The organism is Vibrio sp. SCSIO 43135 (assembly GCF_023716665.1).
Lineage (GTDB): Bacteria > Pseudomonadota > Gammaproteobacteria > Enterobacterales > Vibrionaceae > Vibrio > Vibrio paucivorans.
In genome coordinates, this window is record NZ_CP071859.1 from 2,283,536 (window position 1) to 2,300,271 (window position 16,736).

14 protein-coding genes and 1 pseudogene are annotated in these 16,736 nt (G+C 45.1%); 5 read left to right on the top strand and 10 right to left on the bottom strand.

The genetic code is table 11. From position 1 onward, the window contains the following. Positions 1 to 165 precede the first annotated feature (165 nt). From tnpA to J4N42_RS10145, 5 genes and pseudogenes are all read right to left on the bottom strand, one after another. Positions 166 to 547 (bottom strand): annotated as a pseudogene (tnpA, locus tag J4N42_RS10125) (IS200/IS605 family transposase). 237 nt (positions 548 to 784) lie between these two features. Further along, positions 785 to 2,653, bottom strand: coding sequence for a methyl-accepting chemotaxis protein (locus J4N42_RS10130; protein WP_252027756.1), 1,869 nt, complete (start codon positions 2,651 to 2,653; stop codon positions 785 to 787). A 339-nt stretch (positions 2,654 to 2,992) separates the two neighbouring features. Continuing rightward, positions 2,993 to 4,864, bottom strand: a complete 1,872-nt coding sequence (locus J4N42_RS10135) for a methyl-accepting chemotaxis protein (protein WP_252027757.1) — start codon at positions 4,862 to 4,864, stop codon at positions 2,993 to 2,995. A gap of 221 nt (positions 4,865 to 5,085) precedes the next feature. Continuing rightward, a complete protein-coding gene (locus J4N42_RS10140) occupies positions 5,086 to 6,150 on the bottom strand; it encodes an AI-2E family transporter (RefSeq protein WP_252027758.1) in 1,065 nt (354 codons plus the stop codon). Positions 6,151 to 6,154: 4 nt separating this feature from the next. Further along, on the bottom strand, positions 6,155 to 6,379 hold the full coding sequence (locus J4N42_RS10145) for a sulfurtransferase TusA family protein (RefSeq protein WP_252027759.1): 225 nt from the start codon (positions 6,377 to 6,379) through the stop codon (positions 6,155 to 6,157). A gap of 260 nt (positions 6,380 to 6,639) precedes the next feature. Here J4N42_RS10145 and bepA point away from each other — a divergent pair, with 260 nt between their 5' ends. The 4 genes from bepA to J4N42_RS10165 are packed head-to-tail and all read left to right on the top strand — an operon-like array spanning position 6,640 to position 9,459. Beyond that, positions 6,640 to 8,094 carry a beta-barrel assembly-enhancing protease gene (gene bepA / locus J4N42_RS10150; RefSeq protein WP_252027760.1) on the top strand — a complete coding sequence of 485 codons (1,455 nt, stop codon included), beginning with the start codon at positions 6,640 to 6,642 and terminating at the stop codon, positions 8,092 to 8,094. Positions 8,095 to 8,117: 23 nt separating this feature from the next. Continuing rightward, positions 8,118 to 8,462, top strand: a complete 345-nt coding sequence (gene arsC / locus J4N42_RS10155; RefSeq protein WP_252027761.1) for an arsenate reductase (glutaredoxin) — start codon at positions 8,118 to 8,120, stop codon at positions 8,460 to 8,462. Continuing rightward, positions 8,462 to 9,031: an NAD(P)H:quinone oxidoreductase gene (wrbA, locus tag J4N42_RS10160; protein WP_252027762.1), complete on the top strand. Its 570-nt coding sequence runs from the start codon at positions 8,462 to 8,464 to the stop codon at positions 9,029 to 9,031. The genes arsC and wrbA overlap by 1 nt, the downstream gene beginning before the upstream one ends. 8 nt (positions 9,032 to 9,039) lie before the next feature. Continuing rightward, entirely contained in the window at positions 9,040 to 9,459 is a 420-nt protein-coding gene (locus tag J4N42_RS10165) for a DUF2069 domain-containing protein (protein WP_252027763.1), read from the top strand. A 78-nt stretch (positions 9,460 to 9,537) separates the two neighbouring features. Here the strand turns inward: J4N42_RS10165 and J4N42_RS10170 are convergent, their stop codons facing one another. Continuing rightward, positions 9,538 to 10,773, bottom strand: coding sequence for a DUF2066 domain-containing protein (locus tag J4N42_RS10170; protein WP_252027764.1), 1,236 nt, complete (start codon positions 10,771 to 10,773; stop codon positions 9,538 to 9,540). 250 nt (positions 10,774 to 11,023) lie between these two features. On the opposite strand from J4N42_RS10170, the gene J4N42_RS10175 reads away from it, so the two are divergent. Further along, positions 11,024 to 12,268 (top strand): uracil-xanthine permease family protein, encoded by a 1,245-nt coding sequence (locus J4N42_RS10175; protein WP_252027765.1) that lies wholly within the window; start codon positions 11,024 to 11,026, stop codon positions 12,266 to 12,268. 103 nt (positions 12,269 to 12,371) lie between these two features. On the opposite strand, the gene ybaK is transcribed toward J4N42_RS10175, so the two are convergent. From ybaK to J4N42_RS10195, 4 genes are all read right to left on the bottom strand, one after another. Further along, positions 12,372 to 12,845, bottom strand: a complete 474-nt coding sequence (gene ybaK / locus J4N42_RS10180) for a Cys-tRNA(Pro) deacylase (RefSeq protein WP_252027766.1) — start codon at positions 12,843 to 12,845, stop codon at positions 12,372 to 12,374. A gap of 101 nt (positions 12,846 to 12,946) precedes the next feature. Further along, on the bottom strand, positions 12,947 to 14,608 hold the full coding sequence (gene ushA / locus J4N42_RS10185; protein WP_252027767.1) for a bifunctional UDP-sugar hydrolase/5'-nucleotidase UshA: 1,662 nt from the start codon (positions 14,606 to 14,608) through the stop codon (positions 12,947 to 12,949). A 374-nt stretch (positions 14,609 to 14,982) separates the two neighbouring features. Then, positions 14,983 to 15,834 (bottom strand): 3-deoxy-8-phosphooctulonate synthase, encoded by an 852-nt coding sequence (kdsA, locus tag J4N42_RS10190; protein WP_252027768.1) that lies wholly within the window; start codon positions 15,832 to 15,834, stop codon positions 14,983 to 14,985. Between the two features lie 48 nt (positions 15,835 to 15,882). After that, positions 15,883 to 16,692 (bottom strand): SirB1 family protein, encoded by an 810-nt coding sequence (locus J4N42_RS10195; protein WP_252027769.1) that lies wholly within the window; start codon positions 16,690 to 16,692, stop codon positions 15,883 to 15,885. Positions 16,693 to 16,736: the final 44 nt, after the last annotated feature.

The window sequence follows — 16,736 nt, forward strand, 5'->3', positions numbered from 1 at the left end:
TTTTAATTTATCCAAATGACTTGGGCGAATATTTTTCGGTTGACACCGCATCAGTTTCCTAATCAGTGAAGAAGGTGTGATTGAGCACGTTTTCAATGATTTTAAGTAAATTACCAACTTCAAAAAAGGTGGCTGTGTGTGCTTCCCCTAAAAGGGAGCCTTTGTTTAGTCTAGTGCTAATTGTTGTTGCTTCACGCGCTCTTTCTTCTCCTGATGCCTCACGTAACGTCGAATGATTTCTTCATTAATTCCTACGCCATCGACAAAATAGCCCTGTTGCCAAAAGTGATTATCCCAAAGCTTCTTTTTCCTCAAATATGGAAACTTACTGAAGAGTTTTAAGGCTATTTTACCTTTCAATACGCCCATCAACTTGGTTATGGATAACTTGGTGAAACTTTTACTACTAAGCGCACTTAATCAACCTCTACCTTCAACTCAACAACTTCACATCCAAGTTGATTAGTAAATCATTAATACACCGGTATACTTCTTTTCCTACATTGTTCTAAAGATCCTAGAACGGTATTTCTGGCGTCCACACTATGTGATATTGACATCTTCAAAATACGTGGAAGCTTAATGTTTCTACCCATGTTATTTGTGCTCTTTGACTTCGCTAAAAATCAAGAGATCATTTAATATGGGCATAGTTACAGGCAAGCCTAACCGAATGATGACCAACTACTAAAGTAGGTCGTTTAGAGCTGAAATAAAAGCGCCAGTCATTAGACTGGCGCTTTTTAGTTTAGTGGCAATCCGGTTCAATAATACTATTCAAGCTCTAAACGATAAACTTGTTCAGAATCGCGTCTTGCTCACGGACGTTTTCAGTTTGAACTTGCATCGCTATGTTTGCGTTCTCTGCAGAATCCGCCACTTGAGTCGATAGGTCTTTGATCTTCACCGTATTGTTGTTGATCTCTTCCGCTACCAAGCTCTGCTCTTCAGCTGCAGAAGCAATCTGTAGGTTCATGTCTGAAATCTGTTGGATTGAATCTCGGATACGCTGTAAAGAAGCGTTTGCCGCTTGAGCTTTATCTACCGCATCAACCGCTGTTGTTTTGCTCTCGTTCATCGCCGCCGAGACCGAGCTTGCGCCCGCTTGTAACTGCTCAATCATGCTTCGAATTTCAGTCGTTGACTCTTGAGTACGTTGCGCCAAAGTACGAACTTCGTCTGCAACTACCGCAAAGCCTCGGCCTGACTCACCAGCACGCGCTGCCTCAATCGCAGCATTCAACGCAAGCAAGTTGGTTTGATCGGCGATGTCGTTGATGACTTTCAAGATCGTTTCAATGTTCGCTGTCGCTGACTCTAGCCCATGAACTTCTTCAACAGCTTGGTCGATACGTGCAGAAAGGTTATCAATCGAAATCGTGGTTTCATTAACGACTTGAGAACCCATTTCAGTCGCGTCATCGGCATCTTTCGCAGCAGAAGCTGCACCTTGAGCATTGTTTGCAACTTCAGTTGCCGTCACCGACATCTCATGCATTGCCGTCGCTAATTGTTCCAACTCATGTAGCTGACTGCGCATCGCTTCCGCTGATTGCTCCGCCCCCTGAACGGTTGCCTCAGTACCGCGCATAATCTCAGCACCAATCGCTTTGGATTGAGTAATTTGCTGCTGAAGTGTTTCTGTAAAGGTATTAAAGCCTTTGGCTAACTCGGCAAACTCTGCGTCTGTATTAGTGTCTAAACGTTTAGTTAGATCGCCCTGACCTGATGCTACGTCCTGAATGGCGTCATTAAGTGTCCCAAGAGGGCGCATAAGAGAACGAATCAATACAAGCAATATGACGACACTGATAACCACTGCAATAATGGTGTAAACAATCGAGCTACTTCGTAAATCGTTCACTGACTGGTAAGCAATACTTTCGTCGAGAATGACGCCCACATACCAGTCTTCACCTGGAACTACAGCAAAGTTCAACGTATAGGAATCACCATCCAGCTCCATATGCTGTGTACTATCTTTAATTTCCGCATTGGGCATGTAGCTGCTTAGCGGCTTACCATTCTTTTCTTTGTCAGGGTGAGCTATCGTTGTTCCGTCCCCAGAAACAATAAACACGTACCCTGCATCAAACAAACTCACCTTATTTACGATATCTGCAAGTCCAGCGAGGCTAACGTCATAGAAAATTGCTCCGACAAACTTACCTGCATCTCGCACCGGAGTCGCTATAGAAACCAATATTTCATTGGTGGCAGAGTCTGCATAAGGAGCGGTGATGATCAATTTGCCTGCATTTTTTGCATCGATATACCACGGGCGGGCACGTGGATCCCAGCTTGCACCTGGGTCCCAGCTAGGGTCATTACTAACATGTGAACCATCGTTCTCAAACCCTATTCCTGCAAGTAAAAATGTATCTTTAACAACAGGTCTTGAAATTACATCTCGAATTTTGTTTGGTGAAAGGTCAAGCTCTAACATACTCGTTGAGTAAGCAGCAATTGACTTTCGACCTTCAATCTCTGAAGAGACGGTATCGCGCACTCCATTCACAATTTCTGTCACACTGGATTCAACTTGTTTCTTCACTTCAGCTTGCATAGTGAAGTACTGCTTAGCAGTAAGTAACGACACCGTCACAAGTAGCAAGACAGAAGATGCAGCAACTATTTTCTGACTAAATTTCATAGATTCCCTCGATTAATATATATGCCATTTATTATTGTTATTCTTCGCACTTTGTATCGACCTGATAACAAATCTCTAAAGTCATTTTTCTTCAATTTGTTGGCGCACTTAGTGGTTTATCAATAAAAGTATAGTTGCTTCTAAAAATAAAAGGCAGTATCAGCAAAACCTGATACTGCCTTTCTTCAATTGAGTCTCAAACCAACACTGATTGCGAAGTCGTTCTGTATTAATTGAGCGATAACACATCTGTGCCTTCATCTAAAAACAAAAGCGCCAGTCATTAGACTGGCGTTTTATATTTAACAACGTCCTTATTCGAGAATACCGTCCAAGGATTTAAACAATGAACTTGTTAAGAATTGCATCTTGCTCACGCACATTCTCAGTTTGAACTTGCATTGCAATGTTTGCATTCTCAGCAGACTCTGCCACTTGCGTCGACAGGTCTTTAATTTTCACAGTATTGTTGTTGATTTCTTCTGCGACCAAGCTTTGTTCTTCTGCTGCAGAAGCGATTTGTAGGTTCATGTCGGAAATCTGTTGAATTGCATCACGAATACGCTGCAGGGAAGCATTTGCCGCTTGAGCTTTATCTACCGCGTCCACAGCTGTTGTCTTACTTTCGTTCATCGCTGCTGATACCGAGCTCGCACCCGCTTGCAGTTGCTCAATCATGCTACGAATTTCAGTCGTTGACTCTTGAGTACGTTGAGCCAAAGTACGAACTTCATCCGCTACCACCGCAAAACCGCGACCTGACTCACCAGCACGAGCCGCCTCAATTGCAGCGTTCAACGCAAGCAAGTTAGTTTGGTCAGCGATGTCGTTGATCACTTTCAAGATCGTTTCAATATTCGCAGTCGCAGATTCAAGGCCATGAACTTCTTCAACAGCTTGGTCAATACGAGCCGACAAGTTATCGATCGAAATAGTAGTTTCATTTACGACTTGAGAGCCAACCTCGGTAGCGTCATCGGCATCTTTCGCTGCAGAAGCCGCACCTTGCGCATTGTTTGCTACTTCGGTCGCTGTTACTGCCATTTCATGCATAGCCGTTGCAAGCTGCTCCAATTCTTGTAGCTGGCTGCGCATTGCTTCCGCCGACTGCTCGGCACCTTGTACGGTCGTTTCAGTCCCACGCATAATTTCAGCACCAATCGCTTTCGATTGCGTGATCTGTTGTTGTAGCTGTTCGGTAAAGGTATTAAAGCCTTTCGCTAGCTCTGCAAACTCTGGATCAGTATTGGTATCTAAGCGCTTAGTCAAATCACCTTGGCCAGACGCTACATCTTTAATTGCCGCATCTAACACGCCCAGAGGTTTCATTAGGTAGTTTAGTAGGAAGACCATGACAGCAATACTTGCTACAACGGCAAGGACAGCATAAATCATCGAATCACGTTTCAAGGCCGATACTGCTTGGTAAGCTTTTTCTTTATCCAGCACCGCACCCACATACCAGTTTTCACCTGGAACTTGTTCCATGTGAACAATGCTTGGTTTGTCATCAATGACATGCTCGCTTTGACCAGCTTGCACTTGAACGCTAGGCATCACAGTCGCCAACTTAGTACCGTTTAGACTTTCGGTTGGGTGGGCAATGATGGTTCCGTCTGCCGCTGTAATGAACATTTCACCCGCACCAAACAAATCAATAGCGTTAACCAGTTTCGCAAGTCCAGTTAGCTCTACATCGAAGAACATCGCACCAACAAACTGACCTTGATCGCGAATTGGCACACCAATTGAAATAATCACCGCTTTAGTTGATGCGTCGACATATGGTTCAGTAATCACCATAGAGCCGCTTGCTTTAGCACGCTGGTACCATGGACGTGTACGAGGATCGTAGCTCGCATCTGGGATCCAATCATCGTTGGTAATAAACTTATCTTTCGAGGTTTCGTAACCCACACCAACAGAAATAAAGTTATTGATTAGAGTTGGTGAATGAATAACTTTCTCGATGTAATCCATGTCTTGTGGAGCGATCTCAACAACACTTTGCGTCGCTTCAGCTAATGAGCGACTTTTAGACATTGACGCTACAACGGTACTTTGTACACCAGCAACTAATTCTTTAAATGCCCCCTGAACCAGTTTACCTACTTCTTTTTCGACAGTGTTAATCTGGTGGATAGACAGCAAAGCAACGGTCGTTAACAAGAGCGCAGAAGCAGCCCCTACAACCTTATGCATAAATTTCATAGTATTCCTCGTTCGTCACGTAAGATGGGTTCTCGCGACTTCTATCGTTGTTAAATTTTTTTTGAGACGTTATACGCTAAATCGGCTGACTTGCAAAAAACATGAGCTTTTTTTACACATTTTTTACTCAATAGTAGTGTAGTACAGTTGGTCAGATATAAAAAAAAGCTCCTTTGATTAACAACCAAAAGAGCTTTTTAACAATAGCTTATAAGATGCAATTAGGTGGGGTTGTGTTCCTCGTAGTCTGGCAATGCATTCCATACTGCTTTAACTAGAGTTGCGAGTGGAATCGCAAAGAACACACCCCAGAATCCCCAAAGTCCCCCGAACACCAACACGGCAACAATAATCGCTACTGGGTGTAGGTTAACCGCTTCAGAGAACAAAATTGGCACCAACACGTTACCGTCCAACGCTTGAATAATGCCGTAAGCAATCAGTAGCCAATAGAAAGGTGGTGTTAACCCCCATTGGAACAAACCAACTATCGCCACAGGCACAGTAACCGCTGCTGCCCCGATATAAGGGATTAACACAGAGAAGCCAACGGCGACCGCAAGTAACACTGAGTAACGTAGGTCAAGAATGGCGAAAGTAACGTAACTTACCCCACCAACAATTAAGATCTCGAGCACCTTACCACGGATGTAATTTGAGATTTGTTGGTTCATCTCATGCCATACCTGCGTCGCCAACTTACGATTGCGTGGCAAGATACCGCTCGCCATGGAGATCATCTCTTGCTTGTCTTTTAGCAGGAAGAACACCAACAACGGCACAAGAATCAGGTAAACAGCCAATGTGGCGATGCTGACCAATGAAGCTAAAGAGCCCTTAACAACACTTTCTCCCATACCAATAACTTGGTCTTTTGCATTGGTTGCCAATGACTCGACAATTTGCAAATTAGCGAGTTCAGGGTATCGCTCTGGAATGGTAGCAATAAAGTTCTGCAAGCCAGAATACATATTTGGGATATCGTTGATGAGGTTGCCGACCTGCTGCCAAATCGTCGGAACCAGCCCAAATACCGCAAGAATCATGACGCTAGTGAAGGTCAGTATCACCAAAATAACCGATAAGGTTCGCGGCACACCAAAGCGCGATAGCTGAGTCACTGGCCACTCAAGTAAGTAAGCCAACACAATCGCGACTAACAATGGAGCGATCAAGTTGCCAAAAAAGTAGATGGTAATAAACCCAAACAGCAGAATCGCCACTAGGCTGACCGCGTGTGGGTCTGAAAAACGGCGCTTATACCAGCGATTCACCATTTCAAACATTAAACTAAGCTTCCTTTTTCACTTGCATGGAACAAAATTCAGAGTTGTCTTCACATTCAATTTTATAAGATTTTGATTGAAGAAAGCGTTCTATATCGCGTTTTGAGCTTGGGTCTGCGATGTAGAGAGTCGCAACCTCATTGTTCGAAAGCTTTGCAATGTGACGCTTCGCAAGTAATAACGCCATTGGGCAACGCTCTTCGCGCAAATCCAGAATATTGGGTTTCATTCTTTAGCTCGATGCTTATTATAGGAGGGTCATTGTATAGAGTTTTACGTACCAAACAAACTCAAGTTATGTTTCTGTTGATGTGATAACCCTTCTAGTGCCAAATATACGTGATCACAAATATTTGACACGGTAGTTATCGAAATGGAAGACGTACACCGCTACAATTCACTCAAAATCATAAACTTGCCTGATTACGGAAACCAAACCACTTCTAAAGTGTCTATACAGAATATGAATACGGAGTATCACTAGCCAATATGTTTAAACGCGCTCGTTCCCTTGTCTGCCTTTGTGTTGCCGCTGCGATTGCCAGTCCGACGCTGTCTGTCGCCAACGATATTGAATTACCTGATATTGGCACCACAGCGGGAGGAACTCTAACCATAGACCAAGAATTAATCTATGGTGATGCGTACATGCGTATGCTCCGTAACAGCCAACCCATCGTCAATGACCCAGTTCTGAACGAATATATCGATAACTTAGGTCATAGACTGGTCGCTAACGCAAACGACGTAAAAACGCCTTTTACCTTCTTCATGATTCGCGATCGCAACATCAACGCATTCGCGTTTTTTGGCGGATATGTCGCCCTACACTCTGGTCTGTTTTTACATGCGCAAAGTGAGAGTGAACTAGCCTCTGTTGTTGCCCACGAAATTGCGCACGTAACGCAAAGGCACTTGGCTCGAAGCATGGAAGATCAAGCGCGTCGCTCTCCTGCTACCATCGCTGCGTTGGCAGGTTCTCTGCTGCTTGCTATTGCTTCTCCAGAAGCCGGTATGGCGGCAATAACCGCGGCCACCGCCGGCAGCATGCAAAGCCAAATTAACTATACCCGCAGTAATGAGAAAGAAGCAGACCGCTTCGGTATCGCAACATTAGCCAAAGCAGGGTTCGATGTTAAAGCTATGCCACGTTTCTTTGGCCGTTTAGCCGATGAATACCGTTACGCAAGCAAACCACCACCAATGTTGCTGACTCACCCATTACCAGAAGATCGTATTACCGACAGCCGTGAGCGCGCAAGGCACTACCCTCCGATGCGAATCCAACCAGCCTTGGATTACCACTTAGCACGCGCCAGAATCGTTGCTCGATATGCCGGCATCGAGAGTGAAGCAGCATTGGATTGGTTAGATCGTACAGAAAAGAAAGCCAAACCCGAACTTGTTCCAGCATTCCAATACGGCAAAGCGTTGGTGTATTTGGACACTAAAAAGCTCGACCAAGCAGAGCCAATCTTACTTGAATTAAGCAAGCAGGACCCAGCCAATAACTTCTATCTAGATGCGCTATCTGATTTATACATTGCAAAAAAAGAAGCAAGTACCGCGCAAACCATGCTAGAAAAAGCGCTGTCCTCTAAGCCGAGTAACCCAGTATTAACCATTAACTATGCCAACGTGTTGCTGAAACAAGATAAATACGAAGATGCAATTCGAGTGTTACAACGCTATACACACGACAACCCGAACGATATCAATGGGTGGCATTTACTGTCGGAAGCCAATATTGCACTTGCTCGAGGAGATGAAGATTTAGCAGCTCGAGCAGAGATACTGGCTCTGAAGGCAAACTGGAACAAAGCGATTCAATATTACTCTCAAGCAAGCCAAATCGCTGAACTTGGGAGTTTGAAACAAGCTCGATACGATGCACGTATCGACCAACTTATGGTCCAAAGAGATCGATTCTTATCACTCCAATAAAAAATACAGCAGTGGAGAACACTATGTCAGTCGTGATTTATCACAACCCAAAATGCTCAAAAAGCCGTCAAACTCTTGCGTTACTTGAAGAAAAAGGCATTACACCAGAAATCATTAAGTACCTAGATACACCACTTAATGTCGAGCAACTTAAAACCATTTTCGGCCAGTTAGAGCTAGACGCTGTTCGCGGCATGATGCGCACTAAAGAAGCTATTTACAAAGAACTGAACCTCGCAGAAGCTTCTGACGAAGAGTTATTCCAAGCAATGGCAGAAAATCCAAAGCTTGTAGAGCGCCCAATTGTTATCGCTAACGGCAAAGCAAAGCATGGTCGTCCACCAGAGCAAGTTCTAGACATTCTCTAATGTGTAAGCTACTCGTACTGTATTACAGCCGACATGGCTCGACTCAAGCGATCGCGCGACAAATTGCGCGCGGTATTGAATCACAGCCAGGCTGCGAAGCCGTACTCAGAACCGTCGAAGATCTGACTTCTCACTCTAGTGATGCCAGTGAACCAGTCGTCACGTTTGAAGAACTGGCCAATTGTGATGGGCTGGCGATGGGCAGCCCTGTGTGGTTTGGCAATATGGCTGCACCGCTGAAGCACTTCTGGGATCAAACCACCACGCTGTGGGTTAAAGGTGATCTGATCGATAAACCTGCGTGCGTCTTTACTTCATCATCCAGTATGCATGGCGGCCAAGAAACCACCCTACAAACGATGATGTTACCGTTACTCCACCATGGAATGATGGTATTGGGTATCCCCTATTCTGAACCGGCTTTACATACAACCCGAGCGGGAGGGACTCCATACGGAGCCACCAGCGTTGCCTCCGAACACAATTCAGCACTCGAGCGCGACGAAGCCGAATTAGCACGGGCACTTGGTGCCAGATTAGCGGCGACCGCCCTAAAACTTAAACAGTGAGATTCACTATGGAAACGACATCTCGAACTAAGCAATTTCGCTTACTGGCATTGTTTGGTAACTTAGCTTTATTAGTATGGGTCGCACTGTGGCAATGGACGCTGTCTCCGCATCCACATGTCAGTAACATCACCCTTGCGATTGCATGGTGCATCCCGTTGCTTCTTCCACTACCGGGAATCCTAGCAGGGAAACCTTATACTCACGCTTGGGCGAATTTTGTCCTGATGCTTTACTTTCTACACGCGTTGACCATTTTGTATGTCGATGGTGGGGAAAGAATGTTGGCATTGGTGGAACTAGTGCTCACGTCCGTCGCGTTCGCCGGCAACATTCTGTATGCACGCTCTCGCGGTAAAGAACTCGGCTTAAAGCTGAAAAGACTTTCAGAAGTGGAAAAGCAGGAAAAAGCTCGCTTCGACCAGTAGCAGTAGCTTAGCTCGAAGCTAGGCACAAAATCACATTAAAAAAGCCCTTCAGTTGAAGGGCTTTTTATTTGTACCGTTTTACTGCCACTCAAAATTAAGTGTTGTATCAACAGGCTCTAGTGGTTCAGTCTCTGCAACCTCTAACGGTTCAGTAGCATTCACCACGCTGCCATCTGCTGTGCTCACCGTTACGTTTTGAGCATCTGTGGTTTGAGACTCAACTGTATCCACTTCTGGTAGTGTGGTCGGCTCTGCATTTTCTGGTAGGTTAACAGGAACTGGTGGCTGCTCAGTTTCTGGCAGTTGTACAGGTACGGCTACGTCTTGTGGCTCAACTTTGATAACTTTGCCCATACGAAGTACTTCGTGCTCAAAATCTTCCTCTGACGCCAGTAAGTGAACATTGAACAACACAGATGAACCTTGAATCTTAAGAATATCAAGCGAAGCAACCGAGCTTAGTGCCTTCAACTTGTTTTCAAGTTCGAAGAAATCCGCCGCATCGTTAATCATAGTAAACTCTGCTTTTACAGTTTCAGACGATTCACTCGCTACAACTACCGCATTCTTTTTCGCATAGTAGTCTGCTAAATCAGCAACCATGTCTGCCGCCGCCGATTGGCCAGAGCTACTTCCCGTCACAGGAACTTTAGTACTGGTTTGCATCGTCGACGGATTCTGGTCGTACAAAGTCCAACGTAAATTGTTCCCTTGAGCACGAACGACTAACACAGCATCGGCAGGATAACGCTGGCTCGCCGCACTGAGTGGCTGAACGAAACCACCCCACAGATCCGATACGGCAATTCCGCTGATGTCATCGAAGTCACCAACTGGCAATGTCAGCGGCAAACCACGTTGCTCGGCACTTGTTTTGATCGCGTTAAGCAATGGAGTGCCAGAATGCTCCCACGAAATATTTCTATCAAAATTAGAATCTTCCACCAGCCAAACTAGCAAATTTGCTCGGTTCTCAGGCCAAAATGGTAACTGAGCCTGACTCAGCAACGAGCGAATATGAGGAGCACTGAATCCCATTTGCAGAGTCTGAGACTCACCCGAGCGCCCATAGCTAAGCTGAGTGACGTACTGTGAAGACTGATTCAATGCTTTGACGATCACTTCATTATTGATGGCATCGGTGTCACCAGAAGCACGAACAATCACTTGCTTCATGCCTTCAATACGCGCCTTAGCGTCTGCGTCTTTCTGCTCTTGTTCGAGCACTACTTCAGAGCGATATAAATCTACTTTAGTTAAGGCGTGAGCAGGGATAGTAATTAACCCCAGTAATAACAGAGCGATATTGCGCATACGTTTCCTAGATAGTATTGGGCGAAGACAGGGCTTTGCAAAATATAGTGTTTTCGAGTGTTGATGATAAGCAACTATCCAATCCTGAGCAAGGAATGCACTTCAAGTTACGGTCAGAATTCATGTCTAGCGTCTCGAACATCCATATCTTAGATTGAAAACCGATAATTTATTTGACCTAGGTTACATTGCAAACGTTTGCCAAAGTGATAAAATCCCGCGAATTTTATTTATTGAACAGGGAAATGATATGAAAAATGCTATTCAGGGAGCGCAAATGCTATTTGTTGCTTTCGGCGCATTGGTGCTGGTACCACTTCTAACCGGCCTCGACCCGAGTGTGGCACTCTTTGGTGCTGGTGTCGGTACGCTTCTTTTCCAATTAGTTACTCGTCGTAGTGTGCCTATTTTCCTCGCCTCTTCTTTCGCTTTCATTGCCCCTATACTTTACGGTGTTCAAACTTGGGGCGTACCTGCCACTATGGGTGGCTTAATGGCAGCTGGTTGTGTTTATGTCGCAATGGGCGCATTAATCAAAGTCCGCGGCGTAGAAATCATTCATAAATTACTTCCGCCAGTTGTCGTTGGCCCTGTCATTATGGTGATTGGCTTAGGCTTAGCGCCAGTCGCGGTAAACATGGCGTTGGGCATGGTAGATGGTTCACAAGTCATCGACGCAAATGCATCGCTTGTGATCTCGATTGCTTCGTTGCTTACCACCATCATATTGAGCGTGTTCGCCAAAGGCTTTTTAAAACTGACTCCTATTTTAGGCGGTATTGTTGTGGGCTACTGTTTAAGCCTTGGCTACGGCATTGTTGACTTCACACCTGTGAAAGAAGCTGCTTGGTTTGCGCTACCGAACTTTACGACACCGGAATTCAATATCAATGCAATCTTGTTCATGATCCCGGTTGCCATCGCGCCTGCTGTAGAACACGTTGGCGACATGCTAGCCATCTCCAATGTGACCGGCAAAAACTACATCAAAAAGCCAGGTCTGCACCGTACCATTACTGGTGATGGTGTGGCGACTATCGCTGCTTCAATGGTTGGCGCCCCGCCAAACACCACTTATTCAGAAGTGACCGGTGCTGTAATGCTAACCAAGGCATTTAACCCTGTTATCATGACATGGGCAGCGGTAAGTGCGATTGTACTTGCTTTGGTAGGTAAGCTAGGCGCTGTACTGCAAACGATCCCAATGCCAGTTATGGGCGGCATTATGATTTTACTATTCGGTTCAATTGCGACCGTTGGCCTTAACACTCTAATTAAAAACAACGTTGACCTGCACAAGTCACGCAACCTAGTTATCGTCGCCATTACATTGGTGTTTGGTATCGGAGGTATGGCATTTGGTATTGGCGAATTCAGCCTTCAAGGCGTTAGCCTATGTGGTATCGTTGCTATTCTGCTTAACCTAATCTTGCCGAAAGATTTAGGTGAAAACCACGTAGTAGACAACGCGCAAATGGAAGACGAAGCGAAATAGTGTCTTAGCCAAGATGTGAACATACCCTAGATGTAAAAGGCTGATCTTTGCGGATCAGCCTTTTTGTTTGCGGGTAATTAGGGTCTGTTGACCTTTCGCACCTCTAGCCACATAACGGAACAAACTGACCTCTCGTCAACGCTGCAAGGTCATTCGCTGCCAACTCAATCTCCAATCCACGCTTACCTGCACTCACACATATCATGTCCTGTGTTAACGCGCTTTCGTGGATAAATGTCGGCAATGCCTTTTTTTGTCCTAACGGGCTAATACCTCCAACAACATAACCGGTTGTCTTTTGGGCGATATCTGGATCAGCCATATCCGCTTTTTTCGCTTTTGCCGCTTTCGCCGCTTGTTTCAAGTTCAGCTTCTGATCCACCGGAATGACTGCAACGGCCAAATTCTTTGGTTCACCATTAACGCAAAACAATAACGTTTTGAACACGCGTGCTGGATCTTGTCCCAATGCCTCAACCGCTTCAAGCCCAAAACTTGCCGCTCTAGGATCGTGCTCATACTGATGAATGTGGTGAGTGACTTTTTTCTTCTTCGCGAGATTAATAGCCGGTGTCATTTTGCTCTCCTTAAGCTCCAACAAGGACACAAACAAAAAAGCGCCGTCATCTTTTGAATGACAGCGCTTTAGATTAAGGAGTTTTATGAGTTGTCGTCAACTTACTTGTAAACCATCTCGCCTGATGGAGCATATTGGTTTACATCAACTGGGCTATTCGCTTCTAGGTACTCTTTCAACACTTCTGCATCAACGAAACCTGTGTTTACGTGACCAGGGTGACCCGTTAGTTTAGGGTAACCGTCGCCACCTGCTGCGTTGTAGCTCGGTACAGTGAAACGGTAAGTTTCGTCTAAACGAAGCTGTTTACCACCGATGAATACGTTAGATACTTCACCATTAGCCACCGTCATAGAGATACCAGCGAACTGAGCGTATGCACCTGAATCAACCGGCTTGGTTGCAACAACGTTTAGGTAGTCTAGTACTTCAGCACCAGTCATATCTGTGTAAGTCAGGATGTTAGCAAAAGGCTGTACTGTCAGTACATCTTTGTAAGTAACGTCACCGCCTTCAATCGAGTCACGCACACCACCAGAGTTCATAACTGCAAAGTCGGCTTTTGCACGCTCCATGTGAGCCGTTGCGATCAAGCGACCAAGGTTGGTCTGTTGGAAACGAACAACATTACGGTCGCCTTCTAGCTTACCGTTAGTCTCTGCAATCTTAACGTTAAGCTGAGCTTGACCTTGCTCTTGATAAGGACGTAGGAACTCAAGTAGTGCTTCGTCTTGCTTGATCTCATCTTCAATAAGAACGCGCTGTTTCTTACCATCGATTTTAACTTTCTTCTTCAAGTTTACTGGGATCAGATCGTAGCTCACCATTTCTAGTTCACCGTTACGGAATTCGTAATCAGCACGACCTACGTATTTACCCCATTCGTGCGCCTGAACGATGTAAGTACCGTTTTGTACATCTGGCTTACACTCATCAGAAGGCTTGAAGTTCTTCTTCACAACGTTCGGTGCTTCCATACAAACTGGCTCTTGAGAGTGACCACCAACGATCATATCTAGAGAACCTTCGTCTAGGTAACGAGCAAGCGCTACATCACCCGGAGCATTCACGCCGCGCTTACCATCTTCGTAGTGGCCCATGTGAGTAACCGCGAAAATCAGGTCAGGTTTTTCAGTCTTTTCTAGCTCGGCAATCAGCTTTTTCGCTTCTTCTTTTGGATCACGGAAATCAATGCCACCGATAAACTCTGGATTACCGATTTTCTGCGTGTCTTCAGTCGTTAGACCAATAACAGCAATCTTGATGCCTTGCTTGTTAAACATCTCGTAAGGCTGGAACATACGCTCGCCAGTCTCTTTATCATAGATGTTTGCCGACAACATCGGGAAGTTAGCCCACTCTTTCTGCTTAAATAGCACTTCTAGCGGATTGTCGAATTCGTGGTTACCCAGTGCCATCGCATCGTAACCAATCTTGCTCATACCTTTGAAATCTGGTTCTGCATCTTGAAGATCTGATTCAGGTACACCGGTGTTGATATCACCACCAGAAAGAAGCAGTGAGCTGCCACCCTCGGCTTCGATCTCTGCACGTAGCTCGTCGATTAACGTCTTACGAGCAGCCATGCCGTACTCGCCGTATTTGTTTTGCCAAAAACGACCGTGGTGGTCATTGGTGTGAAGAACTGTCAGCTTATAAGTTTTGTCCGCTTCCCACTCATGCTGAGGTGCTGTTGCACAACCCGCTAGAGTCGCAAGAATCGCTGCGCTGAGCGTTGTTTTAAGAATAAGGCCTTGCTTCATTGTCATACCTTTGAACTGTTGGGGATCCACTGCTTTTCATTATCGGTAATAGTTATCAAGATCAGCGCACTTTAAGGCGCTGTTTAACCGATAAAACTTGAACTAGTTTAAATTAACCTAGTTTAGGTGACAGGATGATTTCATATTTATGTCGCCTAGATCACCTTAAATTAGTAAAGAATGTGTAACGAAATGAGGATCTTTCATATCAAATTCCAATAGATCACAAGCAATCGTTTTACTGTGAAGTGAGTGTATTTGAGTAAAGTGTGAGGGATTGCACTAACTCAACATATCTGGGAATAAAAGGCAGACGAGATCAAAAAAGGCTAACATATTCATGTCAGCCTTTTGTGTATATTTTCGAAGAAAATCTACTTAATATCGATACTATCAAAGCCTTTGATAAGATCATCAAGCGCTTTCATTTGAGCTAGGAAAGGCTCGAGCTTGTCTAGTGGTAAAGCCGATGGACCATCACAACGAGCTTGATCCGGGTTTGGATGCGCTTCGATGAATAGACCTGCAATACCCGTTGCTAGACCAGCTTTCGCTAGCTCAACCGTTTGCTCACGACGACCACCAGATGCCGCACCAGAAGGGTCGCGCATTTGCAGCGAGTGCGTTACGTCAAAGATAATTGGGCTGCCTTTAGACGCATTTTTCATTACGCCAAAACCAAGCATATCAACAACAAGGTTGTCGTAACCGTGGCACGAGCCACGCTCACATAGAATGATGTTTTCGTTACCACATTCAGCAAACTTCTCAACAATGTTACCCACTTGACCAGGGCTCATGAACTGAGGTTTTTTAACGTTGATAACCGCACCCGTTTTTGCCATCGCTTCAACTAAATCAGTTTGACGAGCCAAAAATGCAGGCAACTGAATCACATCTACAACATCCGCTACTGGCTGAGCTTGCGCTTCAGTGTGGACATCTGTGATGATTTTCACGCCAAATGTATCTTTCAATTCTTGAAAGATCTTCATACCCTCTTCAAGACCAGGGCCACGGTAAGAGTGTACAGAGCTACGATTCGCTTTATCGAAAGAAGCCTTAAATACGTATGGGATGCCTAGCTTTTCAGTCACTTTCACATAGTGCTCACAGATCTGCATAGCTAGGTCGCGAGATTCTAGAACGTTCATGCCAGCAAACAATGTGAAAGGCTTATCGTTGGCAACTGGAATGTCACCAATCTGAACTATTTTCTGTTCCATTATTTTCTCTCTTATTTGTTTTCAATGCGATGAATGACACTCAGACACTTAGTGGACAGTGACTGAACTTTCACTCATGGCTTTAACTTGATTTTGCAACAGCTCCGACGCTGGGTCATCAGGGCATTGATCGATGAAATACTGGTAATCATTCAGTGCGACTTGATGGCAGTCTAACTGTTGGTAGATGAACCCACGATCGCGAATTTCGTATGGATCATCTGGCACAAAGGTTAACGCGAGATCCGTGCATCGCAGCGCTAAAGTATAGCGCTCCTCGCGAAGTAAGGCACTTTTCAGCAACGCCAACCAACGGCCAATCACGGTTGGGTTATCCGTCGCTTCTAAATGCTCAGGTTTTAGCGTTGCTAATGGGCCTTTACTCCCAATCAACCAGGCTTTCAGAATATGCTCCGATACGTATTCACCGTTAAATGGGTTGATATACAACGGCTTCTCGCCATACCAGTTCACTTGGACAATGAATTGGGTTGGAAACGTAATACCGGCAACAGGGAACCCTAGCTTACGGCCAAAGTACAGCAGCAGCGCCCCTAAGCTTACTGGGATCCCTTTACGGCGCTCTAGAACTTTATCTAGAAAGCCGTTGCTTGAATCGAAGTAGGCTTCTTGGTCACCGACAAATGCCCAATCGTGGTAGAACAAGCGTAAGAATGATTCAAACTTTTGCTTCTCGTCCAACTCGTGGACCAGCGCCAATTCAGCTTCTTTAAACAATCGCTCGAGTTCTTGCTCTGCCCAGCTTACATTTGTTTCTGGATTCACGGCCCGATTTAGGACCAATGCTCCTTCAGCAAGCTCCATTGCATCAAAGTCTTCATCACATAACTCAAGCATTTATGCTTTTCCTACCTTAACTTCTATCAAATTTTTTAAATGTA